Genomic DNA, 25,848 nt, shown 5'->3' with positions numbered 1-25,848 from the left:
CAAATATTTACTAAATTTGTGACAAATAATTTTCAAAAAGTGATGCAAAATACTCATAGTCAAATAGAAAACAAGATAAGGAAGTCTTCAAAGGGAAAAATATTTTTCGCAGAAGATTTTCAAAAATTTGGCACTCCAGAAAATATCCGCCAAGTCCTTCGTCGATTGGAAGAGCAAGGGGTTGTCGTTCGCTTGGCTCATGGAATTTATTTAAACCCAAAAAAGGATGAGCTTTTAGGAATTGTTTATCCAAGTATAGAACAGATTGCTAAAGAGATTGCCAAACGAGATAAAGCCAGGATTGCACCTACGGGGGTTATGGCAATGTATCTTCTCGGACTTTCCACTCAAATTCCTTTGCACGCTGTATATTTAACCGATGGTGCGCAACGGGAAATCAACATAGGGAAAAGCAAAATTAAGTTCAAGAAAACTTCTCCGAGAAATTTGGCTGTAAAAGATGGCCTGCTGCAACTTATCATTCAGGCGTATAAAATTACTGGCGAGAAAAATATTTCACAAGCTTTTGAAGAAAAACTTATCCCATATATTAAGAAATTAGACGAAAATATCTTGAATTCTCAGCTGAAATTTGCACCAGTTTGGATTCAGAAAAGAATTAAAAATATAAACCTATCATAAAATGTGGCATCAACAACTTACTAAGGAACAGCGGGTTGAAACTTTAAATCAGTTAGGTTTATCTACAGGTTATGCGCCATTTGCAATAGAAAAGGATTGGTGGGTTTGTATGGTGTTACGCGCCGTTTTTCAGTCAAAATATAAGGATCAGATTATTTTTAAGGGTGGAACTTCTTTAAGCAAAGCGTATCAAATTATCGAACGCTTTTCCGAAGATGTTGATTTGATTATTGATAGAAATTTATTGGGGTTTTCTGCAGAGCCCGACACAATAACACAAATGAAGAAACTGCGTAAAACTGCGGGGAAGTTTGTGATATCGGATTTTAGAGAAGAATTAGAATGCCAGTTGAAGAACTTGGGTATTTCTCCAAACGATTACGAAATCAAATATTCAGAAATTGTGGACGATTTAAGTGATCCTAATCACTTAGAGTTGGTTTATAAAAGTGTAATGCCTCAAGAAAGTTATGTTCAACAAAAGGTATTAATTGAAATGGGCGCAAGAGCAATGACCGAACCTTCCGAGAGAAAAATGGTTCAATCATTTATTGAAGATTATTACGAAGAAGCTCCATTTTCACTACCGCCATTTGAAGTATTGGTTACCGTGCCGACAAAAACTTTTTTGGAAAAAATTCTTTTGCTTCATGAAGAGTTTTCAAAACCGAAAGATCGAATTAGAGGTGAGAGGATGAGTCGTCATTTGTTCGATTTGTATCAACTTTATTATAGCGATTATGGTAAAAATGCTTTAGTAGATGATGAGCTTTTTGAGAAGATTGTGGTATTTAGAGAGAAAATGAATCGTTCCAAATGGATTAATTATGAAAATCACAAAAAGGGATTTATCAATATTATTCCTCCCAAAGAAGTGATTAAAGAATGGGGAAACGATTATAAAATTATGCAAAGCAATATGATTGTAGGGGAAAGTCCAAGCTTTGAAATTTTAATTCAAACAATGGAAGAAATTATGAAGATATTAAATAATGATTAGATTATAGGACGAGGAATGTTCGATAAAATCACAACTTCAATGTCATTGAATACCAGTTTCGTTGAACAGAAAGTAAAATCCCTATTTAATAACATCCTCAATAATCTTATCCAGTTTTGCATCAGGTAAAGAATTGAGATAAGACATGGTAGAATTAATGTCCTTATGTCCCAATGCTTCACGGATGATTTCAATTGAAACATTATTAAACTTGAGAGCAGTTGCAAAGGAATGCCTTGCGCAATAGTATGTAATGTTTTTGCTGATTTTTAGTTTCGACATCATCGTCTTCAGATAAGGATTTACATACACCTGTAAATATTTGGCGGACTTGTTTTTTACATAGGTTACTTCCGTGTTGTTGTCCTTCAGAATTCTAAATATCAATTTAGATTCAGGATCCGATTGGTACCGTTCAATAATTTCCTTGGAAATCTCGGTAAGTTTAAATCGTACAGCAACGCCGGTTTTAGTGCGCAGATAACTAACCGTATCATTGTATATGCCATTCTTTTCTAATTTTAACACATCTATAAAATTGATTCCGCGCCCGTAATAGCTGAAGAGAAACATGTCCTTGGCAAATTGTTCGTACTCATTTGCAGGTTCGTAATTGATAAGTTTGCTGATTTCATCTTGTGTCAAAAATTCCTTTTTGCTCGTGCTTTTTACACTTGATATTTTATATTCTTTAAACGGGTATTGAGATTCCTTAATAATTTTAGACTTTATCGCCATGTTGAAAATATAGCGGATCGTGCGAAGTCTCATTCCAATCGTAGCTGGTTTGTTTCCCTTCAAAACGCAATAATTCTCATATTTCTTTAGACATTGGAAAGATAGCTCATTAAACCCAATATCTTTTTTGCCAAGAAAAGTTTGTAGCGATTGCAGCGTCTGCTTTTCAATTTTAGCAGAACCTAATTTGTCCAGAGATTTAAGATTTTCGGTGTTTTCAGAAATAAATTCGGTAAAAGTTTTTGTCTTTCCTTTTCCCTTAAAGTTTTTTATGCGGTCAATTAAATCAGGTAGGGTGTACTGGATATTCTCATCCTCCAAATCATCGATGATTTTTTGGATAATCATTTTATATTTTTCAATAAAAGTGTTGATTTTTTGGTATTCCGGATGGCTCTTTTTTACCCGTTCTGTCTCAAAACTCCATTGTTCTTCTTTACACGATTTCTGAATTGATAAGCTGGTATTTTTGCGGTCTTTAATAAACAGCGCAACGATACTTTTTTCACCATTGGCTTTTGAACCATTTTTGAGAGTAAATTGAAAAGTAGTCATGATTTTATCTTAAATTTTTGACGAACATTTGACGAACATTTGACGAACATTTATGTTGTAAAAGTAAGATAAAATAAAATAATCTGAAAATTAAAACGGTGTAAAATATTGATAATCAGAGAGAAATAAAGTATTATAAATTAAACTAAAAATATAATAAAACATAAAAAAAGTGACTCATAATCAGCAAGTCCTTGGTTCGAGCCCAAGCTGGGCCACAACCGTTCCGCATGCTGCGGAGCGGTTTTTTTGTGGGTTGTATTAATTTCTAGTTGAACAGATTCAATACTAAGTATTATATAAGAGGCAACATGGTTTTTTGTTGCAATAGCATCTAATGTAATAATTAATTTTAACCTACTTGTAGTTTTGCGGAATCTCGCCACAGGAAATGTGGCATTTCTTTGCTTAGTTGCCAAGTGATGGACATTGGTTTTGAGCCCGTAAATTCAACGAAACTAACTGGGCCAACAAATACGTAGCCCCGCGTAAAACTGTCAGCGTCTGTTTTTGATTCTCGTATAAATAAAAGAATGATCTTCTTACTTTTCAACTGGTTAATATAGGATTTTCCTTTCACTGAAGTATCGGCGGTTTTATTTTGAGATTGCCAATGAAATAAGGATTCATTAATGGCATAGTCGTCATACATTGTAGTAGGTGAAAAATCTTCTTCCGACTTTTTTAAGTTCACGAAAAGGGCCTCGCAGTTAAGAAGCTTATTTTCTGCAACCCCTTCCCTGCTTGAACTTTTACTTTCTATTGTGCTTAATTGCATCGCCACTAAAATTTGATCTCTTGTATACCTTGAATGTAGTTTCAGTGGAAAAGGAAATGCAAAATCTTCGAGTGGGAATTCCTCATAATTGATCTGCGCTATCTTGAAGGAAATGAAATCGTGAAGCTCCTTTACCATGTCTTTGTTCTCGCCTATTCTTCTAATGCCGTCTTCAAGCGACATCTCTTTGGAGGCGCTTTGATAGAAATCATAAAAAACCATAGTTGCTAATATTTTATTATTCTCTGACCACTCCAAGTTGGCGAGCTCGAAATTTTGATCAATTAATTCTAAAATGAATTTGAAATAACTCAGCGATTCCGTAGCCATAAGCTTATTGGAAATCATCGATTTATAGCTGGCATAATTAACTTTATTAAAAGGCTTTCTTACTGCTTCTTCTAAGAGTTCGTTAAAAGTATGGTTTTTATACACCTGTTGGAGTCGTAAATTATAAAACGCAAGGAAGTTGCTTAAGGTGAGTTCTAAATGGGTATCATGTTGAAATTTCTGGATTTTAGAGACCAATTGTCGTTTATTAATAGAGGTCGCTTTCCTTATATTTTCAAGGATAAAATCTTTCGCTTTTTTCTCTAATACGATCGAACATCCTAAAGGTAAATGAGGAAAATCCTGCTCGATTTCCTTGAGAACTGTAGTATTTGTTTTGCCAATAAGCGCACGAAATTTATTTTCGAAGTCGTACTCGTCCCTGGCTTGTCCAACAAAATCTAAAACCGTTAGGACATCTTTATCATCCGATAAGCGCAAACCTCTTCCTAATTGCTGAAGAAAGATCGTTAAACTTTCGGTGGGCCGTAGAAACAATACCGTATCTATAGTTACCCCCAAAGTTTGGACAGTAAATCTTAAAAGTTAAGTTTGATTTTATTTGTTTTTAAGGGTAGCAGTTTTGCAAATTTCCACATAGGAAAAATCCCTTCAAAGATTTTTCCGTGTAGTGTGGGAATGTGTAAAACTGTGTGAAAGTTCATTTATGCCGCCTCCTTCTTTGTACGGTCGTAGACTTCCGCAGGTACTTCGTATGCAAGACTTTGATGCCTTCTCTCGTTGTTGTAATATTGAAAATACTGTTTCAGGCCGTCATAGCACGCTCGTCCATCCTGATAAGCATACAGATAAACATTCTCGTATTTCACACTTCGCCAGAGTCTTTCAATAAAAATATTATCCAACGCCCGTCCTTTGCCATCCATGCTTAGGGCTATTCCCTGTTTGGTGATAAATTCGGTGAAGAGATCTGCAGTGAACTGACTGCCCTGATCGGTATTGAAGATTTCAGGCTTGCCGTATTTTCCAATGGCCGTCTCCACGGTATCGCGGCACCATTCGGAAGTCATCGTGTTGCTCAGGCTCCAGCCTACCACAAACCTGCTGTACAGATCGATTACCGCACAAAGATAAAGATAGCCGCCCTGCACAGGAATATAGGTGATATCCATTGCCCAAACTTGATTGGAAGCCGTAATGTTTAAATTTCTCAAAAGATATGGGAAGATCTTGTGTTTCTTGCCTTTGCCTTTTTTGGAGGTGGCAGGGCCAGGTGCCGAAGCACTCAGACCCATCACCCGGTAAAGCCTTTCCACACGCTTTTTGTTGATGGTATACCCCATGTCCTTTTGGAGCCAGTTGGTCATCCTGGGAACTCCTTTCCAGGGACGGTTCAGGAACTCTTCATCGATCAGCCGCATCAGATTCAGGTTCAGACTGCTTTGCGGAACTTTCCTGTAATAATGGGAGCTGCGCGATATCTGCAACACCTCACACTGCTTTTTAACGCTGAGCGCATTGGCCTTGTCAATATGAGCTTTACGGGCTCGGCGGCACTGTTTCATGACAAGGCTTTTTTTAAAAAATCAATCTCCATTTTCTGCTGACCGATAACCTTATAAAGCTTGTCGACATCCTCTTTTTTATCTTCTGCAGCGGTCTCCTTACCAAAAACATCGGCGCCTTTTTGCAGGAACTCTTTCTTCCATGAAGAAATCTGGTTGGGGTGCAGATCGTGCTTTCGGCCGAGTTCCTGCATAGTGTATCGCTCGCTCAAAGCTTCCACCACTACTTTAAATTTAAATCCTGAATTGAATTTTCTTCGCTGTGACATATCGTAAATTTAATTGTTTTTTTTCAACTAAACTTACTGTCCGATTTTCGGGGGTAACTATATTATTAGCAATAATAAATCCAAGAGTTGATTTATCAAAAAACGCAAATTTTGATGCTCTTGCATTAGTGGAATACAAACCAAAACTAACCGAAAAATTAAATATTTATACAAGATTACAAGGATTATATACCCATAATCTAGGATATGACTTTCATACGAGAAGTTATATAATGCTTCGTGCCGGATTGACTTATAGAGATATTACTTTCGGAGCGGCATCAAATTTTGACTGGTATGGCCCTATGAAAACCAATCAAAACAACTTCGGAGGATTTGTTGCTGTTAATTTCTTCTAGAAAAAATAAAGTACACAACATCGTATTGGCAAAATGCGGCGGTTTAAGGGAGAAATTGAAAGTTTCTCCTTTTTTTGTGCCGTATTAGCATTCTCTAAAGGGCAAATAATACCTGTGATTGATGATTGTTCGGCCTTCCAAATTATTCTGTTAAAAATTCTTAATTGTAGTGAAAATCATTATATTTGCCGACTATAATTTTAATGTTGTAAACTATTAACAATGCAAGGAAAAGGACTTATTACGCTGGTTGCAGTCATTCTTGGGCTTATTTGCCTTAACGAATTGTTGCCTACCTGGTATGCCAGCAAGTTGGAGAAGCAGGCCACTGAAATAGCCGGTGATAATCCGGAGAAATACCAGAAAGAACTGGCCAGACTTTCAAAAGACACCCTGAATCTCGGTTTTACAAAACTATATTACTCAAAGTCCAAAGAGAAAGAGATGAAACTTGGGCTAGACCTTAAAGGCGGCATCAACGTTCTATTGGAAATTAACCAGAGAGATTTGGTGAACAACCTTACCAATTACTCCACCAACCCTGTACTCATCGAGGCATTGGACAGGACAGATCAGCAACAGAAAAACTCTACCAATACTTACATTAAAGATTTCTTTACCCAATTCGAGCAGGTAAATAAAGAAAAGGGAACCAACCTGAAACTTGCCGACCCTGAAATCTTCGGGAATACCAACCTTTCTGAAATCAAATTCAACACACCCGACGATAAAGTTAGGAATATCATAGAAAACCGCATCGAACTTTCTACAGGTACCGCCTATGAAGTCATCCGTACACGTATCGATAAAATGGGCGTTACCCAACCAAACGTTCAGCGTGTACCACGTACCGGACGTATCTCCGTAGAAATGCCAGGCGTAAAAGATATCGACCGCGTGAAGAAAATGCTTCAGACTTCTGCCAAACTTCAGTTCTGGGAAGTACAGCAGGTTCAGGAAGTATTACCTTATTTTGAGCAGTTAAACACGATCGTTAACGCAAAAGCGGATTCTATCGGGGTGCCTGCCAATACAAACTTGGTAGCGCTGATGCAATTGGGTACGCTGAGGTCTAATGGTGTAGCCAATGTAAAACTTTCTGATACAGCGGTTGTAAATAAAATCCTCAACAGCGAAGCTGCGAAAAATTTAAGACCACAAAACTTGAAATATTCTCAATTTATGTGGGGATATAAGCCGGAAGTCAACGATCCGAATAATTTGGTGCTGTATGCCATCCGTGGCAATATCAACCAGAAAGCACCAGTAGATGGCGCTGTAGAATCTGCAAGGGTAAATTATGATGACCTTGGTAGAATTGTGGTGGATATGCAGATGGACTCCAAAGGATCCAAAGACTGGAAAACGCTTACCAGTCGCAATGTAAACAAACCAGTAGCGGTAACGCTTGATAATGTGGTATATACCGCACCGAATGTCGTAAATGAAATCCCGAACGGGCGTACCCAAATCTCGGGCAGTTTCTCACAGGAAGAAGCGCAGGATTTGGTAAACGTACTGGGAGCGGGTAAATTGCCAGCCGGTGCGAAGATCGTTCAGGCTGAGGTCGTTGGGCCATCGCTGGGCGCAGAATCTGTACAGGCCGGTATGTATTCCTTCATCATCGCGTTTGTAATCATTATTTTATACATGTTGTTCTATTACGGCGGAGCCGGTGTTTACGCCATCATCGCCATTAGTATCAACCTTTTCTATCTGCTAGGAATCATGGACTCGGTGGATGCTACGCTTACATTGCCTGGTATTGCGGGTATCGTATTATCTATGGCGATGTCTATTGATGCCAACGTAATTGTATATGAACGAACCAAGGAAGAACTCTTCGCTGGTAAAAACATCCGCGAGGCGTATAACGAAGGCTTCAAATTCTCGCTTTCAGCGATTATTGATGGTAACATTACCTCCTTGCTTACTGCCATTGTACTGTATATTTTCGGTACCGGGCCTATTCAGGGCTTTGCTGTAACATTGGGTATCGGTATCCTGCTTTCGATGTTCACGTGTGTGGTATTGACCAGAGTATTGATCTTCAGCAGACTCGAGAAAGGGAAATCCCTGTCAGTTTGGACGAAATTTAGTAAGAATATTTTCAGAAATACTTGGATTAACTTTATCGGCAAAAGAAAACTTGCTTATATTTTCTCTGGGATTATTACCTTAATCTGTCTTGCATCCATTTTTACTTCAGGTTTTAAATATGGGGTAGACTTTAAAGGAGGCCGAAGCTATGTCGTACGTTTTGCAAATCCGGTTGTAGCCGATGAAGCTGCGGAGAGTTTGGAAAAGCAGTTCGTAAATAAAGAAGGACAAAAAAATGCAGTTGATGTAAAGACTTTCGGAAGCAGCGACCAGTTGAAAATTACAACCGATTACAGGGTTGATGAAGAAAGCCTTGAAGCAGATTTGGATGTTGAGAACAAACTCTTCACAGGCCTACAGCCATATCTTCCGGAGGACGCGCAGATTAGCGGGTTTAAAGATTCTGGTGCCAGCAATTATGGTATTGTAAGTTCTGTAAAAGTAGGACCAACCGTGGCTGATGATATTAAGAGTGGTGGTGCAATCGCCATGCTGATCGCGTTGGCGGGGATCTTCCTTTACATCCTTGTACGTTTCAAGAAATGGCAGTTCTCTACCGGGGCAATCGCTTCACTGGTGCACGATGCTATCGTAATTCTTGGGGTTTATTCACTCCTGAAAAACGTGATGCCGTTTAATATGGAGATCAATCAGGATTTTATTGCGGCGATTCTTACGGTTCTTGGTTATTCAATTAATGATACTGTAATTATTTTCGACCGCATCCGTGAATATTTAGCCGAGAAAAAATCACTTACTCTTGAAGGATTGTTTAATGATTCCATCTCCAGTACCTTGGGAAGAACCTTTAACACAGCTTTCATGACCTTCCTTGTAATTTTGGCCATCTTTATTTTCGGTGGGGAAAATCTTCGGGGCTTTATGTTTGCGCTCCTGATTGGGGTAGGCTTCGGTACCTATTCTACCTGGTTCATTGCATCTGCGGTTTCGTATGACTTGCTGAAGAAGAAAAATCCTGCAGGTACATCGAATAAACTGGCAGCAGATAAGGTGACAGAAGATAAAAGAAAATAAAAAGATACACTCCTCAAAAAGTCCTTCGCAAGAAGGATTTTTTGTTTTCATAAAGATGGGGTATTGTTACAAAAACTATCTTTGCATATTGGAATGAAAAAGAAACAGAAATCAGCTGCCATTGGCTTCATATTCATCACCCTGCTAATTGATATTACGGGGTGGGGCATTGTCATACCTGTCGTCCCAAAGCTGATCCAGGAGCTAATAAACAACCCCGATCTTAGTGTAGCCTCACAATATGGTGGCTGGCTGAGTTTTGCGTACGCCGGCATGCAGTTCATCTTTGCCTCGGTTTTAGGTGGATTGAGTGACAAATATGGGCGCCGACCGGTTATTTTATTTTCATTGCTCGGCTTTTCAATTAATTTCATGATACAGGCATTGGCTCCGACAATCTTTTGGTTATTTGTCGGCAGGCTGTTCTCCGGCGTCACCGGTGCCAGCATTACTACGGCAAGTGCCTACATTGCCGATATTTCCACTGATGAAGACCGTGCGAAGAATTTTGGGATGATAGGCGCCGCTTTTGGTCTGGGCTTTATCATTGGGCCGGTGATTGGCGGTGTGCTGGGGCAGTACGGTGCCCGTATCCCTTTTTATGCGGCTTCTGTACTATGTCTTGTGAATTTCCTTTACGGTTGGTTTATACTCCCCGAAAGTTTAGAGAAGGAAAACCGGCGACCATTCAACTGGAGACGTGCAAACCCAGTCGGCTCGCTGTTACAACTGCGAAAATATCCACAGATTTTAGGTCTTATCGCTGCGCTTATTTTCGTATATATCGCAGGACATGCGGTGCAAACCAACTGGACTTTCTATACAATGTACAAATTTAACTGGACAGAAACCTTGGTAGGCATCTCCCTTGGGATCTCAGGGTTTATGGCTGCCTTGGTTCAGGGATATCTAATCCGATACATACAACCCAAAATTGGGAACGAAAAAAGTATTTTCTACGGACTTACTTTATATGCTCTCGGGATGCTATTGTTTGCATTTGCCACACAAAGCTGGATGATGTTTGCGTTTCTTATCCCATATGGTCTTGGCGGGATCGCCGGCCCAGCTTTACAGTCGGTAATTTCGGTGGAAGTCCCACGGAATGAGCAGGGCGAACTACAGGGCGCGCTGGCGAGTTTGGTAAGCCTTACCGCCATTATTGGTCCGCCTTTAATGACGAACACTTTTTATTACTTTACGCACGATTCGGCACCGTTTATATTTCCGGGGGCACCGTTTTTCCTTGGGTTTGTTCTGATGTCGGCCAGTGCGGTCATTGTGTATTACGTTTTCCGAAACAAGCGTACGCATTAAAACTTCACTTAATCAGTTTGATAAACTTTTGTAATTTTACGGGATGGAATTAAGTATAGGCGAAATGTTGTTAATAGCGGTGGCGATTGTGGTCCTCTTTGGGCCCGATAAACTTCCGCAGATTGCCCGTGACCTGGGACAGGGTGTACGCAAAATGCGCGGTGCCATGGAAGATGTGAAGACTGAAATCCTTAAAGAAACTGACAACCCAGTCTCCGAGATAAAGCGTGAGATCGATAAGGTGAAACAGGCTGCGCAGGATTATAATCCGTTAGCCGAATCTGCTCAGAAAACCGCTTTGGACAATGAACCTCCTAAAGTGAACTTGGCAGATAATGACGATTATACAGGACCAGTAAGCCGTTGATATGCACGAAGTTATACAGTGGGATAAAGAGGTTTTTCTGTTCTTTAATAATCTAGGCAGCAACACGTTTGATCAGTTTTGGATCATGGTTTCCGCCACCTGGATCTGGGTGCCGCTTTACGTAATTTTCCTTTATCTATTGGTGAAAAGCTATGCCGTGCGTCATGTGGTTTTTATCCTGATCTTCATAGCGTTAGGGGTAACCATTTCGGATCAGCTTGCCGGTATTTTTAAAAGCGGAATCGGCAGATTACGGCCGTGCCACGATCCTACTTTAGATGCATTGATGCGCGAAGTAAAATGCGGCGGGAAATATGGTTTCTATTCCAGTCACGCTTCCAATACTTTTTTTATCAGCACTTTAATGAGTATGCTTTTACGTCATAAACACAGGTATCTGCCGTATCTCCTTTATTTCTGGGCAGGTATGGTATCGTATAGCCGAATTTATCTGGGCGTTCACTTCCCTATGGATATTCTGATGGGTGCGGCAATGGGTTTTCTGCTAGGCGGCTTTTTTTCTGTGCTTTCATTTAAAGTGATTTACAAAAATTCCCCTGTAAAGTCTCCTTAGAACCAGCCTCGTCTGAAATAATCGGTTATAGCCGAAAAATTCAGCATCAAGGTGAAGCGTATACGCTGTGCATAGTCTTTATAGGAAGGCTCAAAACCTAATGAACTTTGGATGGGGAAGTACACTTCCAAGAAATCCGGGATCACCTTTACCTTGATACCCGAATCCCAAATGAATTCCGCTTTGCGGTGCTTGCTTTTATACATACCAGCATCCGCATAGATGTTGAACCATCTCCAGACGTGCGAATCTACATTGACCGATGTGATCCATTGGTTGGCTGTGTTGCCAACATTAGATTTAAAACCGCCTTCTGCGAGGATGAGCTGTTGCGATAACAGGCCGGAAGTGGCGCTTTGCCCTAAAAGTCCGTAGGAGAATGAATAATTGCTGACACGGGAAATACCATAATCGAACAGGTTGTTCTTGGTCTTATTGGTAAGGAAATACCCCCCAAAAAACCGGAAGAAAATCTTCTTGTCTTTTGCGAATTCCCAACGGTAAGATGCCTCCGCCATGATTTTCTGGAAATCCTCCATCCACTGTAGGTTAGTCCCAAAGTACTTTTCATGGATGGCCCGGCGGTCAGCGTAGCTGTATCCCAAGCTCCACAGGTTATATTTGCCATATTCTTTCTCCGGGTCAAGTAACGGGTTGAGGTCTTTCTCGAAATAATTATAGGAAAAAGCTAAACTGCGCCCGATAGCGCTCCGCGGATCTTTAGAGAAATTGATGTTGGCAAAAGTTGAAAACTTTTGATAGGTCAAATCATAGTCGTAATGGAAATGTGAGGCCGAAAATCCTATATCAAGCGAACGGTAAAAACTTTCTGCGGGCTGAAAAGAGTAGGCAATGCCGCCTGATCCGGTGAGTTTGCCCGTTCCGGAACTAAAATAAGGTGTTAACGAATACACAAACTTTCTGTTGAAGAAAGAGGTGTTTCGAAGATTCACCCCCACCAATACTTTATCATACGCATTGAAGTTGATCCTAGGATTCAGATATATTTCATTGTATTCGGGGTTGGGAATATCATTGAAAAGTCTCAGTTTTATCCGTTTCGTATTCGCGAATAGTCCTTTGGTGTACAGGTAATTATCTCTGAAGTTCGACTCTGGGAAGGTGTAATCATCGTTTATGACGATTTTTTCAGCTTCAGTCAGCGGAATTTTGTAGAGTTTGTTGCCTTTATTGTGGTCAGTATCAAACCAGAAGGTTTCGGTTTTACCCTCGGCATTTTCAGTCTCAATAACAAATGGGATGCTTAGCGCCGTATTCTTTGAAATTTTAAGTTCAAGCGCGTCTGACTTTTTATAGTATCTTTTAAGTTTAAAATTCACACGGTTCTTGTGGTTGATGAACGTCTCTAGGAATTCTGCCGAATAGCCCGAAGCGACCGTCAACTGATCCAGAAAATCCTCTTGCGTAATCTGTTGTTCTTTTTTCTGTGCTAAGAAGTTCTTTAAAAACGCATCGAATTTTTCCTGCCCCATTTTCTCGGCAAGGAAAGAAAACAAAGTGCCGGTTTCGAAATGACTGATAGCAGTCGCGTTGAAGTTACTTAGGTTTTGGAAAGGTTCATTAATCGCCTGATCAAGGTTTTGCGTGATCATATATTGGTACGCCAATCCGTAGCGCTCTGCCAAACGCAGTTTTGAGGCGTAGAAGAATTTCAGTGGTTTCATGCCGAAAATCTTCACGTTTTCGGGAAGGTCGCCAAGCAATTTACGGTCAGGGTAATTTTCGTCGATGTATTGAATTTCGAGATGGGTCTTCAGTCCGTTAATGATCCAGTGATTCGTGTTTTTTTCAGTGATCGCCGCCTGTTCGATGACGTTCTTTGAAATGATGCTGAAGTAAGTAAGGTCAACCTGTTCTTTCTCACTGAAAAGCTGATAATGGAACTTCCAGAAATCAATGTCATCTATCCCAATGAAACTTTCATTCTTCCGGAATTTTGACGAGATGAAAATTTTCTGTGGTAGGAAACCCGTTTTTTCCTGAATATATTTTAGATGAAGCGGTAGATAAAACTCCAGATGTTCCTTTTCCGACTCGGTAAGTGCATAGCCGAACGCTACAGAGACCTGCTGGTTACCGACTTGTGCGATGATGACGGGATTTTTATTTGCTGAGATTAGTATTTCCGGATCTCCGCTAAGGGTTCCTTCAAAATAGTTGGACGCTTTTGCGGGCAAATTGCTCTGCGAGAAATGATTTGCCGGTACATCCAGGATGATTTTCCAGTAATTTCCGGGACTTTGGTTCTCCTCAGTGTCGGTATAGAATCTCGGCGTCTGTTCATGCGTCTCGAAACTGTCAGGCGCTAGGAAGAAGTATTTTAAGGCCCAAGTGCCGGGCGCGAAGCCATAACCGGTGAAATCCGTTGAAGGCAGCAGCAGTTGGTATTGCAGTTTTACTGTTATCTTTTCACCGGGATCCAGCGGTTCGGTAAGCGGAAAATAAATGTTCTCATCATTTAGGTGCTGAACTGGTACTTTGTTATTCCCGATAGTGGCATCCAGTTGTTGTAATTTACCAAGCGCACTGTTTTTAGCAAAATAAAGGTCATTCTTCCGGTCTTCTAGTTTGCGGTGCGCCAGTTCGGTAGTTTGCGGTTTGTAGGCGGCCACCCAGTTAAGCAGTTTAATATTATGTAGCGGTGTCGCCGTACGGTTGGTATAGGCAATTTCTTGGTTTACGGTGATAAGGTTACTGCTCTCGTGCAGTGCAACATGTATATAAATGCTGTCCTGCTGTGCAGAAACAGCAGCGAAATTAGTGAACAGCATTAATCCCCAAAGCAGATTTTTCATTTCGATAGAAGCAAATATAATGATGTTTTTTTATAACTCTTACATCAGTGGATATTTCAAAATAATGGTTAAATTTGGTAAAATAACCTTTAGTGGCAACCACGCGGCTTTTTTTTCTGTTTTTATCATTTGTTTTTCAGCCAATGGCTTCGCAAGTGACTGAAATAACACAGGAACTGAAGTTTGACCAAACCAAAAATAAGATCAACACCCGTTTCAGCCCGCCTGGCGGCTACCAGTGGGTGAAAACACAGCCTGGAAGCTTTGGCGAGTATCTTGTGAATTTCCCCTTATTGCCACCGGGTTTTCCGGTACGCGATTTCCGCGCTGTCCCCATAGAAAATCAGGCCAATCATGCTGCTGTCTTAAAAATTGATGTAGGAAACCGCGATTTGCAGCAGTGCGCCGATGCGTGGATGCGCCTGTATGCGGAGTATCTTTGGTCGCGGCAACGTTTTGAAGAGATTGGTTTTCAGTTCACTAGCAGGCAATTCTATTCCTGGGCAGATTACCGCAAGGGTTTGAGGACTGTGGAAAGAAATAAAAAGGTACAGTTTATTGAAACGGAGGACCTGCGGGATGATTATTTGGCGTTCCGCGATTACCTGAGTATTATTTTTCAGTATGCGGGGACGATTTCCCTGGATCGCGAATCATTTGAAGTTGAAAGAAATACCGACATCCAACCCGGTGACTTTATTATAAAACCCGGAAGCCCCGGCCATCTGGTGATGATTGTCGGCGTGGCTGAGAATACTGCAGGGAAAAGACTGTACTTACTTGCCGAAAGTTTTATGCCTGCACAAGACATCCATATCCTTCAGAATCCTTTTAACACAGGTATTTCACCTTGGTATGAGCTTGATGTGAAGGCTGCCACCACCAAAACGAGCCGATATACTTTCTCACCGACTGTCATTAAGCGCTTCCACGCTTTTAAATAAAAAAGGAAACCCGAATTTGGATTTCCTCTAAAGAATCTTTAATCATCATTTTTTATTCTGAAGTCAACTCGAAGTCACCTTTAATTCTTACCAGATCACTGATGACTGCTTCGGGGAAATTAGAACCAACCTTGAAGTCGGATCTTTTCAAAGTTCCCATTACCTGATAGCCATAGGTTGTTTTTTTATTCATGGCGTTCACGGTGGAGCCGCGGTATACCAGCGTTAGTGTTACAGGTTTGGTAATGCCGTGCATCGTAAGGTTACCTTTTAGTGTATAATAATTGTTGCGTACTTTTTTAAGCGATGTACTGGTAAACTGTAGTGTCGGATATTTGGCTGCATCAAAGAAATCCGCGCTTTTCAAGTGGTTGTCGCGTGCTTCGATGTGCGTGTTAATCGAGTTGATGTCGGCAGAGAAATTCACTGTAGAATTTACAAAATTTTTCTCGTTTGCGTTTATTGTCAGGTTTGCTTTTTCAAGGTTTCCTGTGATGTCATTGATGCCTAAATGCATCACTGTAAACTGAATTCTGGAGTGTGCGGGGTCACTTTTAAGGGTAAGCTGCGCAAAAGTTGAGACTGATAACAGCAACATGGTAAGTACCGATAATAATTTTTTCATAATGATATATTTTTGGGTGTTAATTTCTAATGCAAAGATACGGATGACCACAAAGGCGTGCATTGACGTATGTTAATAACCGCCTTTAGCTGATGTGTAAAATCTTGAACACTGTTTCCCTGCCGGGTAATTTCAGGATAGCGCTTTCACCCACCTTCTTACCGGTTAAAGCTTTTGCCAACGGTGTGATGAATGAAATTTTACCTTTAGAGATCTTTGCTTCGTCCACACCTACAATCTCGAAAGTCTGCTGTTGTTGATTATTGATGTTCATTATCGTCACTTTAGTACCGAAATGAACCTCTTGTTGGGGAAATCTGGTTGGGTCAACCACTTTTGCGCTGTTAATCCTTTCGTTCAGCAGATGAAGGCGGGCGTTCAGATAATTGACGGCGATGCGATACTCTTTTTCATTCGAGGCATCTAGCTGTTCCTGTTCAGCAAGCAGTTTTTCGCGTTCACTTAGCAGTTCCTTATATCCGCCCGGTGTCACCAGGTTTTCTGTTCCGACAGGTAAATCCGCTCGGGGTGGCACGATGGGGATTTCCTCCTGGTCATCTTCTTTTACAAATCCACGACTCATATATAGTTTTTATGAGTTTTGCATCAATATTCAGACCTAAAATGAATTGGTTTTAATCACAGTTTCCGTCGGTATCACATACGTCTCCTTCATTAATAATTTGTAGCCCTTTGTCACCTGAGGAAAATTCTTCCCAGGATTTCTCGAGCACCTCCAGAAAGAGTGCGGGCTGCTGCGCCCCGGAAACACCATATTTATCATTGAAGACAAAAAAAGGTACGGCATTGATGCCTAATTGTCGCGCCATGAGACCATCCTGAGATATAGCGTGCGCCAGATCATCTGAAGCCAGTGCGATATTGATCTCCTCTTCTGTAAAACCGGCCTGTTTGCCTATTTCAAGCAGGGTAGCAGGGTCATCTATGTTTTTCCCTTCAATGAATTGGGCTTTAAACATCAATTCTTTCATCTCATCCCCAAGACCTTTGGTTTTTGCATATTGGATTAGAAGATGTCCGCGATAGGAATTGGCAACCTTTGATTCATCAAAATTAAAATCAATGCCAGCCATTTTTCCGGCTTGCAACGCATGTTGGTGCATGGCTTTTACCTGTGTGAGAGGGATTTGTTTTGCTTCCGCGAAAAAGTCATAAGGATCGCGTTCGGGTTGTGTTTTCAGTTGCGGATCCAGCTGGAAGCTATGCCAAACAACCTCAATATCCGACGCATCTGAAAAATCGGACAAAGCCTTCTCGAAATTCTTTTTGCCTACATAACAGAATGGGCAGCGGATGTCACTCCAGATATCTACTTTCATAAGTGTATGATTTTATATAAATCAAAGATACAAAAGCCACGCCTGCGGCGTCTTGCTATAGGATAATAAACAGCACTCTCCATGTGCGTAACCGGCTGCGTACGGTTTTTGTATATGCTTTTGCTGCAATGGCTAACCCACAAAAAATCCGTATTTTTGCAGACTCCTAAAACACAAAATTTCAGGAAACCCTACATGGAAAATAATAAAGAATATATAGAGGTTTATGGCGCACGCGAACATAACCTAAAAAACATATCAGTAAAAATCCCACGTAATGAACTGGTGGTGATTACCGGACTGTCGGGCAGCGGAAAATCTTCGTTGGCTTTCGATACCATTTTTGCTGAGGGACAGCGTAGGTATATCGAAACCTTTTCGGCTTATGCAAGACAGTTTCTGGGTGGGCTGGAGCGACCTGATGTTGATAAAATTGACGGACTTTCACCCGTAATCGCGATTGAACAGAAAACCACAAACAAAAATCCGCGGTCAACCGTAGGGACCGTAACGGAGTTATATGACTTTCTACGGCTGCTCTTCGCGCGCGTATCAGATGCGTATTCCCTTACCACAGGAAAAAAGTTGGTAAGCTATACCGAAGAACAGATAATAGAGGTGATAAAAGAAAATTACAGTGGCAGTAAAGTAATGCTGCTGGCACCCGTCATTCGTTCAAGAAAAGGGCATTATCATGAACTTTTCATTCAGATGGCCAAAAAAGGTTATTCGCAGGCCAGAATTGATGGTGAAATTCAGGATATTGAAAACGACTTGAAACTCGACCGTTACAAAACCCACGATATTGATATCGTGATCGACCGCTGGATCATTGGTGAAAGCGCCACCGAAAACCGCATGGAAAAATCCATCCGCACAGCGATGCAAATGGGTGATGGCACCATCGGCATCCAGATATTAGGCAGCAACGATATCGAGTATTTCTCAAAGAACCTGATGGATTCCGAGTCGAGACAATCGCTTGCCTTGCCCGAACCGAATACCTTTTCATTCAATTCCCCAAAAGGCAGTTGTCCGTTTTGCAAAGGCCTTGGCACCGTACAGAAGGTAAACACCGATTATTTTGTCGAGAATCCGAAACTCTCCGTAAACCAGGGAGGTATGTTGCCATTGGAAGATATGAAGTCGAATAAATGGATTGTCGGGCAGATAAAAAACATTCTGGAAATCTTTGGTTTGAGTCTTTCTACCTCCATTAAAGACATCCCCGAAGAAGCCTTGCACTACATCTATCACGGCTGCCATAAAGAATTTAACAAAGACCTGAAATATGCGGGCATCACAAAGAAAATAAAAGTTAATTTCGATGGTTTAGTGCCGATCATTACAGAGATGATTGATGATAAGGAAAGCTATGACGCCACCCTGCTTGAAAGACATTTTACCACCGAAGAAACCTGCCCCGAATGTAAAGGGACACGCCTGCAGCCAACCAGTTTAAGTTTTAGGATCGCCGGTAAGAACATTGCGGAAGTCAACGCGCTGTCCTTGCTGGATCTCATGCAGTGGCTGAACGAAATAGAAGATAAATTCAGTGAGAAAAATAAAGTCATCGCACACGAAATCTTAAAGGAAATTAAAACACGTCTGCAGTTTCTGCTTGATGTAGGGCTAGATTACCTGAGTCTCAGCCGCAGTTCGCGGACGCTTTCGGGTGGCGAATCACAACGCATCCGCTTGGCGACACAGATTGGTTCGCAGCTCGTTAATGTGCTTTATATCCTTGATGAGCCTTCCATTGGTCTTCACCAGAGAGATAATGAAAGACTGATAAACTCACTGAAAAATCTGCGCGACATCGGCAACTCCGTTTTGGTGGTGGAGCATGATAAAGACATGATTCTGGAAGCCGATGAAGTATTGGATATCGGCCCGCGTGCCGGCAAATTCGGCGGGGAGGTACTGTGGCAGGGAAAACCTGAGGATCTGCTAAAAGCTGATACCGTGACCGCGGATTATATGACCGGAAAACGGAAAATCGAGATACCCGCGCAACGCAGGGAAGGAAACGGAAAATCCCTGATCCTGAAAGGCGCCACCGGCAATAACCTGAAGAACGTAACGCTCGAAATTCCGCTGGGTAAACTCGTGGTGGTAACAGGTATTTCAGGAAGTGGCAAATCCTCACTCATCAGCGGAACGCTTTATCCTATTCTAAATAAACATTTCTACCGTGCCGTTCAGGAGCCATTGCCGTATAAAAAATTTGAAGGTATTGAGCATATCGATAAGATCGTGGACATGGATCAGGCACCTATTGGGCGCACACCACGTTCAAACCCCGCCACTTACACCGGCATGTTTACCGATATCCGGAATCTCTTTGCCGAACTCCCCGAATCTAAGATCCGTGGTTATAAAGCAGGTCGGTTTTCCTTTAATGTAAAAGGCGGCCGCTGCGAAACCTGCCAGGGTGGTGGACTGAAAGTGATCGAAATGAATTTCTTGCCTGATGTATATGTGCATTGCGAAACCTGTAACGGAAAACGCTTTAACCGCGAAACTCTAGAGGTGAGGTATAAAGGTAAATCCATTTCCGATGTGCTGGAGATGACGATCGATGAAGCTACTGAATTCTTTAAGCCCTTACCGAAAATTTATGCCAAGGTAAAGACTTTACATGATGTCGGTCTGGGATATATCACGTTGGGGCAACAATCCACCACACTTTCCGGTGGCGAGGCACAGCGTATAAAACTGGCCACAGAACTGTCTAAAAAACAAACCGGAAATACACTCTATATTCTGGATGAACCTACTACCGGACTGCATTTTGAAGATGTGAAGGTACTGATGGATGCCATCAATAAGTTAGTGGACCTCGGTAATTCCTTTGTAATCATCGAGCATAACCTAGATGTGATAAAACTTGCCGATCATATTATCGATGTAGGGATGGAAGGCGGAAATAAAGGCGGTGAGATCATCGCGAAAGGCACCCCGGAAGAAGTCGCGAGATCAAAGAAAAGTCTTACAGCCAAATTCCTGAAACGTGAACTTCGCTCATAATCATTTAATGATATTTGTCTTAATGCAATTATAGTCATGGATTATCTGATAAGACCTGTAGAGCCTAAAGACGGGGCTGCCATCATCTCGATTTTTAAAGAGGGGATCGCAGGCGGTAACGCCACCTTCGACCGCGATGCGCCAAGTTGGGAAGCCTGGGATTTGAAGTATCTGCAGAACTGCCGTTTTGTTGCCGTGGATGAACATGGTAAAGTTGTAGGTTGGGCTGCAATACAGGCGGTGAGCCCGCGCGATTGTTTCCGTGGTGTGGCAGAGGTGAGTATCTATCTTGCCCATTCGGTACACGGCCAGGGATTAGGCGCGCGACTGCTCGGAAAATTGGTTGAGGACAGTGAAAAGCAAGGTTTCTGGATGCTTCAGGCGGGCATTTTCCGTGAGAATATAGCCAGTATATCGTTACATAAAAAGTTCGGGTTCCGCGAAGTAGGTTTTCGAGAAAAAATCGGTAAGATGAATGGTGTGTGGCGGGATATTCTATTATTGGAACGCCGCAGCAAAGTTGTTAATTAATATTTTATTACAATAAGCAGGCAATAAATAGGCGATTTTGGCATTATGATTGAAACGATTGTCTTTGTAAATATTAATTATGAAAAATCTTATCAAAATATCCGCAGTACTTGGGCTTGCCCTTACCTTAACTTCTTGTGGAACCACAAATGATGTGTACGGTAATAACAGATACCCAACCAACAATAATGGCGTTTATCGTGCGCCGGATGGTAATGTGTACCGCCAGGGAGAGATCTACCGGGACAGAAACGGCAATGTGTACCAAAACGGCAGGGTAGTACGGCGAGACGCTGTCTATGGCAGACCGGGAGTGGTTGCCAGAAAAGGCAATACTGTTTACTCTAAAAACAACACTGCCAGAAGGAACGCACCGGGACAAATGAAAAAAATCTACGGTGGAAATGCCAGGGATTACACGCCCGGGCATAACAAAAGCCGAAATAATGCCTACCAGAAAGATGTGAGGAAGCAGCAGAACCGAAAGTTCGATGACAAACGGCAACACGATAAACACCAAAGACACGAGCACGGCAAAAAAGCCGGCAAGCGATAAATAATAAGGCAGGAAAAAATCAATTTTTCCTGCCTTATTTTATTCAACGACTATAAAAGTCTTATTTATCAATGGATCCCAGTACCTTCTGCGCAAATCCATTAAGCGCATCGCGTTCCGCAACCCCGTTATTTACACTTTGATGAACTTCTAATGCGCCACAGATATTGGTTATCAGTTCTCCGGCAACGTTCAGGTCTTCATCGGTAGCACCACGAAATTCGCAGAATGCCTCCAGAACCTCCAGCGTAGCCTCTAGCTTCTCAGGGGTTTGGGTTTGATAAAACTGTCTGATGATGGGTAGTTTCATTAGTTTAATTCATTAAAAAGATTAATAAGACTCTCTGCCTGGTTGGTTTGTACCTGGTTTATCAGTTCACCATTTTTAAAGATGGCAAATGTAGGCAGGTTGTCCACTTTTGCCAATTTGCGGCTTTCTGGCAGTTTTTCCGCATCTACATAATAGAAAGGGATCTCTTCATTCTCTGCAGCCAGTTTTTTGAATTTCGGTTTCATAATGCGGCAGTTTCCGCACCATGTAGCACCGTACTGAACCACTACTTTATCGTGATCCGCTACCAACTGTTGCAGGGTGTCTTCAGCTAATTCTGTGTACATATTATTATTTTTTAGTGAAAATAAGGTGATTGCTTTTTTTAGTTCTTAGAAGCTAGATACTCGGCTGTGGATTTTCTGTTAGCCTGCATCGCATCTTTCCCTTCTTCCCAGTTTGCAGGGCAAACTTCACCGTGCTTCTGTACGTGGGTATAGGCATCAATCAGTCTTAGATATTCTTTTACGTTTCTTCCCAATGGCATATCGTTTACAGACTCGTGGAAGATTTTTCCGGTTTCATCAATCAGATAAGTGGCGCGATAAGTTACATTAGAGCCAGAGAAGATTTCGTTTCCTTCTTCATCATATTCAAACTCTTGGTCAACGATCCCAAGGATGTTGGCCAATTGACGGTGCGTATCTGCAAGGATTGGGTAAGTTACGCCTTCAATACCGCCGTTATCTTTAGATGTGTTCAGCCATGCAAAGTGTACTTCATTGGTATCGCAAGACGCACCGATCACTTTGGTATTTCTTTTTTCGAAATCGCCTAAAGCTTCTTGGAATGCATGTAATTCGGTAGGGCAAACGAAAGTAAAGTCTTTTGGATACCAAAACAGCAACACTTTTTGTTGGTTAGAAGTTGCTTCTTCAAAGATGTTGATTTTCAAATCATCTCCCATTTCGCTCATTGCGTCAATCGCAATATTCGGGAATTTTTTTCCTACTAATGACATAATGTGTATTGTTAAATTTTTACAGTGCAAAGATAATAAGTTTCAATCAATTGAAAAAGAAGATTCAATTTATAATATCTATCGCTACGAATGAAAGTAAAGAAATAAATTATAATTCGTAATTTCCTTTTTAAATATGCCATGAAATATGAAAAAGTTATTAGCAGTACTGTTTATAGCATTCATTTTGATACAATTTTTTCCTGTAGAACGGAATAATCCGATGACAAATCCCGATATGGATTTTTTAAGAATTAAAAAAGCACCTGAATATATGTCGGCCATTATCCGAAACAGTTGTTACGATTGCCACAGTAATGAAACAAATTACCCTTGGTATACACGTTTGCAACCTGTCGGCTGGTTCATGAAAAGCCATATTGATGAAGGCAGGAAGCACCTTAACTTCTCGGTATTCGCTACTTATGAGCCTAAACGGCAGGCGCACAAACTGAAAGAAGCCGTTGAAATGGTTGGAAATCACGAAATGCCGCTGGATTCCTACCTTTTGGTACATCCACAGTCAAATTTATCTACCCAGCAACGCACGCAACTGGTAAAGTATTTGCTGACTTTAGAGAAAGACCTTCGGTTTAAACATAATTTACTCCCCGAAAAAATAAATTGAAATGCTTGATCAAAATAAATATTACGTTTTTTATGATGGCGATTGCGGCTTCTGTAATCACTGGGTACAATGGATTCTTGAGAATGATCATCAGAAGAAAATCATGTTCGCGGCGCTGCAGTCTGATTTTGGACAGCAATTTCTCACTGAAAGAAACCTGCGCACCGAAAATTTCGATACGGTGTACCTCTGGAAACCCGGGCCCGGAGGGTTTTATTATATGAAGTCGCAGGCAGCTTTTGCCATCGCAAAAATCCTGGGTGGCAAGTACCGCTTGCTAAGCTATTTAAGGTTCTTACCATCCGCGATCACCGATTTTTTCTATGACCGAATTTCCAAACACAGGCAGCAACTGGCCTCACAGAAATGCTTTCTTCCCACACCAGAAGAGCGCAAAAGATTTGTCGGAAATTAATTTAATCCGAAGATTTCTGTAGTAGCACGCCGCATAATACCTTGAAACTAATTCATATATTTGCAGTCATGGAATATAACACCTCGAGGCCGCGGCTCCATATGCCTGAATATGGCAGAATCATACAGCAGCTCGTCACCCGATGCAAAGAGCTTGCGACTAAAGAAGAGCGTAATGAGATGGCATTTGCTATTGTCGATTTTATGGGACAGCGCAATCCCCAACTTCGCGACGAAGATAATTACAAACATAAACTCTGGGATCACCTTTTTATACTTTCCGGTTACGACTTGGATGTCGATTCGCCGTTTCCTTTTCCTACCATCGAAGAAATAAAGGAAAAGCCCAAACGTATGGAATATCCCAAACTTCAGGGTGAGTTTAAATTTTACGGGAAAAGCATCTTACAACTGATCGAAAAGGCGATACAATTAGAGCCTGGTGATGAAAAAGACGCGTTGATACAAGTGATCGCAAACAATATGAAGAAATCCTACAATGTATATAACAAAGAACATGTACAGGATGAGGTGATCTTCCGTCATTTAAAGGATCTTTCAGAAAACCGGCTGGATCTTACCGGTATTGATTCCCTTGAAAAAAGCAAGATCTACTACGCGAACAACCGTAGCAACGGGAAATCTAATGGTAAAAACGGGCAGAATAGCCAAAACCAGCAAAACAACCAAAACAAAAAAAGAAATTTTCATCAAAATAAAAACAGGAAGTAGGGAATGAGCGGAACATTTAAGATTAAAGGAGGAAAAAAACTTCAGGGAGAGATTACGCCGCAAGGCGCTAAAAACGAGGCATTGCAGATCCTGTGTGCCGTACTGCTGACTGATGATGAAATACGGATTAAGAACATCCCCGATATCCACGACGTTAATCGCCTCATCGAAATTCTAGGCGACTTTAGTGTGAGAATTACCAAGAATGGCCACGGCGATTATACCTTCAAAGCCGATGCGGTAAACTTCGGATACATAAAATCAGATGATTTTAAAGAAGATGGCTCCAAACTGCGCGGTTCCATCATGCTTTTAGGTCCAATGCTCGCTCGGTTTGGTGAAGCGTATATGCCAACACCCGGAGGCGATAAAATTGGTCGCCGCCGTCTAGATACCCATTTTCAGGGTTTTGTAGAACTGGGTGCTGAATTCAAATATGATGAGAACGCTCATCTGTATTCGTTGAAAGCGGCGCAACTTACGGGTAAGTTCATTCTTTTAGAAGAAGCTTCCGTCACTGGTACAGCCAATATCATAATGGCCGCTGTACTTGCAAAAGGGAAAACAAGTATTTACAACGCTGCCTGCGAACCTTATTTGCAGCAATTATGCAAAATGCTCAACCGCATGGGCGCCAATATTTCAGGTATCGGCTCCAACTTGCTTGTCATTGAAGGTGTGGAAAAACTTAGCGGGACAGAACACACAATGTTGCCGGATATGGTGGAAATCGGTTCATGGATTGGTTTGGCTGCCATGACAAAATCTGAAATTACCATTAAAAACGTATGCTGGGAAGAGCTTGGCGTGATCCCTAACACATTCCGTAAACTCGGTATTCGGCTGGAGCAGCGTGGGGATGATATATTTATCCCTTCTCAGGAGCAATATACCATTCAAAAGTTCATTGATGGATCAATTCTTACGGTTTCAGATGCGCCGTGGCCGGGTTTCACCCCAGATTTGCTCTCGATTATTTTAGTAGTGGCGACCCAGGCGAAAGGTACTGTGCTGGTTCATCAGAAAATGTTTGAATCCAGGCTGTTCTTTGTCGATAAACTCATTGATATGGGTGCGCAAATCATCCTTTGTGATCCCCACAGAGCTACAGTCGTGGGCCTTAATCACGAATCGCCACTGCGTGGTACCACCATGGTTTCGCCAGACATCAGGGCGGGTAACGCGTTGCTGATCGCGGCGCTTTCGGCAGAAGGGAATTCAGTCATCCATAACATCGAACAGATAGACCGCGGTTATGAGAATATTGATGGCCGCCTCCGCGCTTTAGGTGCAGAGATTGAGCGTGTGTAGAATATAAAAGATTGGCTATAGCCAGTCTTTTTTTGCTTA

Annotated in this window: 26 protein-coding genes; 15 read left to right on the top strand and 11 right to left on the bottom strand. The window is 41.5% G+C overall.

The features are described from left to right. Positions 1-18: 18 nt before the first annotated feature. Both CO230_RS08270 and CO230_RS08265 read left to right on the top strand, forming a co-directional pair. The gene (locus CO230_RS08270; RefSeq protein WP_228438096.1) at positions 19-642 is read left to right on the top strand and encodes a DUF6088 family protein; all 624 of its coding nucleotides are present in this window, start codon (positions 19-21) and stop codon (positions 640-642) included. A gap of 1 nt (position 643) precedes the next feature. Next, positions 644-1,642, top strand: coding sequence for a nucleotidyl transferase AbiEii/AbiGii toxin family protein (locus CO230_RS08265; protein WP_122028164.1), 999 nt, complete (start codon positions 644-646; stop codon positions 1,640-1,642). A gap of 81 nt (positions 1,643-1,723) precedes the next feature. Here the strand turns inward: CO230_RS08265 and CO230_RS08260 are convergent, their stop codons facing one another. The 4 genes from CO230_RS08260 to CO230_RS08245 form a co-directional block, all read right to left on the bottom strand. Then, positions 1,724-2,935, bottom strand: a complete 1,212-nt coding sequence (locus CO230_RS08260; protein WP_122028163.1) for a site-specific integrase — start codon at positions 2,933-2,935, stop codon at positions 1,724-1,726. 352 nt (positions 2,936-3,287) lie between these two features. Beyond that, a complete protein-coding gene (locus CO230_RS08255) occupies positions 3,288-4,565 on the bottom strand; it encodes a DUF3427 domain-containing protein (protein ID WP_122028162.1) in 1,278 nt (425 codons plus the stop codon). Between the two features lie 143 nt (positions 4,566-4,708). Further along, positions 4,709-5,569 (bottom strand): IS3 family transposase, encoded by an 861-nt coding sequence (locus tag CO230_RS08250; RefSeq protein WP_122027438.1) that lies wholly within the window; start codon positions 5,567-5,569, stop codon positions 4,709-4,711. Further along, positions 5,566-5,838, bottom strand: coding sequence for a transposase (locus CO230_RS08245; RefSeq protein ID WP_122027439.1), 273 nt, complete (start codon positions 5,836-5,838; stop codon positions 5,566-5,568). The genes CO230_RS08250 and CO230_RS08245 overlap by 4 nt, the downstream gene beginning before the upstream one ends. Between CO230_RS08245 and CO230_RS12210 the strand changes: the two genes are divergently transcribed. From CO230_RS12210 to CO230_RS08225, 5 genes are all read left to right on the top strand, one after another. After that, entirely contained in the window at positions 5,832-6,197 is a 366-nt protein-coding gene (locus CO230_RS12210; protein WP_162990005.1) for a hypothetical protein, read from the top strand. The two genes, CO230_RS08245 and CO230_RS12210, sit on opposite strands and share 7 nt — an antisense overlap. A 222-nt stretch (positions 6,198-6,419) precedes the next feature. After that, the gene (secD, locus tag CO230_RS08240; protein ID WP_122028161.1) at positions 6,420-9,332 is read left to right on the top strand and encodes a protein translocase subunit SecD; all 2,913 of its coding nucleotides are present in this window, start codon (positions 6,420-6,422) and stop codon (positions 9,330-9,332) included. 93 nt (positions 9,333-9,425) lie between these two features. Beyond that, positions 9,426-10,649, top strand: coding sequence for a TCR/Tet family MFS transporter (locus tag CO230_RS08235; RefSeq protein WP_122028160.1), 1,224 nt, complete (start codon positions 9,426-9,428; stop codon positions 10,647-10,649). Positions 10,650-10,692: 43 nt separating this feature from the next. Next, positions 10,693-11,016, top strand: a complete 324-nt coding sequence (locus CO230_RS08230; protein WP_122028159.1) for a twin-arginine translocase TatA/TatE family subunit — start codon at positions 10,693-10,695, stop codon at positions 11,014-11,016. A 1-nt stretch (position 11,017) separates the two neighbouring features. Beyond that, positions 11,018-11,590: a phosphatase PAP2 family protein gene (locus CO230_RS08225; RefSeq protein ID WP_122028158.1), complete on the top strand. Its 573-nt coding sequence runs from the start codon at positions 11,018-11,020 to the stop codon at positions 11,588-11,590. Here CO230_RS08225 and CO230_RS08220 read toward each other — a convergent pair. Continuing rightward, on the bottom strand, positions 11,587-14,406 hold the full coding sequence (locus CO230_RS08220; RefSeq protein ID WP_228438094.1) for an aminopeptidase: 2,820 nt from the start codon (positions 14,404-14,406) through the stop codon (positions 11,587-11,589). The two genes, CO230_RS08225 and CO230_RS08220, sit on opposite strands and share 4 nt — an antisense overlap. A gap of 92 nt (positions 14,407-14,498) precedes the next feature. On the opposite strand from CO230_RS08220, the gene CO230_RS08215 reads away from it, so the two are divergent. Further along, a complete protein-coding gene (locus CO230_RS08215) occupies positions 14,499-15,350 on the top strand; it encodes a DUF4846 domain-containing protein (RefSeq protein WP_228438092.1) in 852 nt (283 codons plus the stop codon). Between the two features lie 52 nt (positions 15,351-15,402). Here CO230_RS08215 and CO230_RS08210 read toward each other — a convergent pair whose 3' ends face one another. From CO230_RS08210 to CO230_RS08200, 3 genes are all read right to left on the bottom strand, one after another. Next, a complete protein-coding gene (locus tag CO230_RS08210) occupies positions 15,403-15,975 on the bottom strand; it encodes a YceI family protein (protein WP_122028936.1) in 573 nt (190 codons plus the stop codon). 85 nt (positions 15,976-16,060) lie between these two features. Continuing rightward, positions 16,061-16,558, bottom strand: a complete 498-nt coding sequence (locus CO230_RS08205) for a GreA/GreB family elongation factor (RefSeq protein WP_122028156.1) — start codon at positions 16,556-16,558, stop codon at positions 16,061-16,063. Positions 16,559-16,610: 52 nt separating this feature from the next. Then, positions 16,611-17,315: a DsbA family protein gene (locus CO230_RS08200; protein WP_122028155.1), complete on the bottom strand. Its 705-nt coding sequence runs from the start codon at positions 17,313-17,315 to the stop codon at positions 16,611-16,613. 195 nt (positions 17,316-17,510) lie between these two features. Here CO230_RS08200 and uvrA point away from each other — a divergent pair, with 195 nt between their 5' ends. The 3 genes from uvrA to CO230_RS08185 all read left to right on the top strand — a co-directional run bounded on the left by uvrA (position 17,511) and on the right by CO230_RS08185 (position 21,432). Then, complete coding sequence (uvrA, locus tag CO230_RS08195) at positions 17,511-20,345, top strand: excinuclease ABC subunit UvrA (protein ID WP_122028935.1); 2,835 nt, start codon at positions 17,511-17,513, stop codon at positions 20,343-20,345. 36 nt (positions 20,346-20,381) lie between these two features. After that, entirely contained in the window at positions 20,382-20,876 is a 495-nt protein-coding gene (locus tag CO230_RS08190; RefSeq protein WP_122028154.1) for a GNAT family N-acetyltransferase, read from the top strand. A 79-nt stretch (positions 20,877-20,955) separates the two neighbouring features. Then, positions 20,956-21,432: a hypothetical protein gene (locus tag CO230_RS08185; RefSeq protein WP_122028153.1), complete on the top strand. Its 477-nt coding sequence runs from the start codon at positions 20,956-20,958 to the stop codon at positions 21,430-21,432. 61 nt (positions 21,433-21,493) lie between these two features. Here the strand turns inward: CO230_RS08185 and CO230_RS08180 are convergent, their stop codons facing one another. The 3 genes from CO230_RS08180 to CO230_RS08170 are packed head-to-tail and all read right to left on the bottom strand — an operon-like array spanning position 21,494 to position 22,724. Then, entirely contained in the window at positions 21,494-21,742 is a 249-nt protein-coding gene (locus CO230_RS08180) for a DUF6952 family protein (RefSeq protein ID WP_122028152.1), read from the bottom strand. After that, entirely contained in the window at positions 21,742-22,050 is a 309-nt protein-coding gene (locus CO230_RS08175) for a thioredoxin family protein (RefSeq protein WP_122028151.1), read from the bottom strand. The genes CO230_RS08180 and CO230_RS08175 overlap by 1 nt, the downstream gene beginning before the upstream one ends. 38 nt (positions 22,051-22,088) lie before the next feature. Further along, positions 22,089-22,724 carry a peroxiredoxin gene (locus CO230_RS08170; RefSeq protein ID WP_122028150.1) on the bottom strand — a complete coding sequence of 212 codons (636 nt, stop codon included), beginning with the start codon at positions 22,722-22,724 and terminating at the stop codon, positions 22,089-22,091. A 148-nt stretch (positions 22,725-22,872) separates the two neighbouring features. Here CO230_RS08170 and CO230_RS08165 point away from each other — a divergent pair, with 148 nt between their 5' ends. The 4 genes from CO230_RS08165 to murA all read left to right on the top strand — a co-directional run bounded on the left by CO230_RS08165 (position 22,873) and on the right by murA (position 25,809). Next, positions 22,873-23,352, top strand: a complete 480-nt coding sequence (locus CO230_RS08165) for a heme-binding domain-containing protein (RefSeq protein ID WP_122028149.1) — start codon at positions 22,873-22,875, stop codon at positions 23,350-23,352. A 1-nt stretch (position 23,353) separates the two neighbouring features. Continuing rightward, the gene (locus CO230_RS08160; RefSeq protein ID WP_122028148.1) at positions 23,354-23,767 is read left to right on the top strand and encodes a thiol-disulfide oxidoreductase DCC family protein; all 414 of its coding nucleotides are present in this window, start codon (positions 23,354-23,356) and stop codon (positions 23,765-23,767) included. A 68-nt stretch (positions 23,768-23,835) separates the two neighbouring features. Then, positions 23,836-24,498, top strand: coding sequence for a DUF4290 domain-containing protein (locus CO230_RS08155; protein ID WP_122028147.1), 663 nt, complete (start codon positions 23,836-23,838; stop codon positions 24,496-24,498). Positions 24,499-24,501: 3 nt separating this feature from the next. Beyond that, positions 24,502-25,809 (top strand): UDP-N-acetylglucosamine 1-carboxyvinyltransferase, encoded by a 1,308-nt coding sequence (murA, locus tag CO230_RS08150; RefSeq protein ID WP_122028146.1) that lies wholly within the window; start codon positions 24,502-24,504, stop codon positions 25,807-25,809. Positions 25,810-25,848 lie beyond the last annotated feature (39 nt).

The organism is Chryseobacterium sp. 6424 (assembly GCF_003692615.1).
Taxonomy (GTDB): domain Bacteria; phylum Bacteroidota; class Bacteroidia; order Flavobacteriales; family Weeksellaceae; genus Kaistella.
This window is presented reverse-complemented; position numbering and strand designations above follow the sequence as displayed.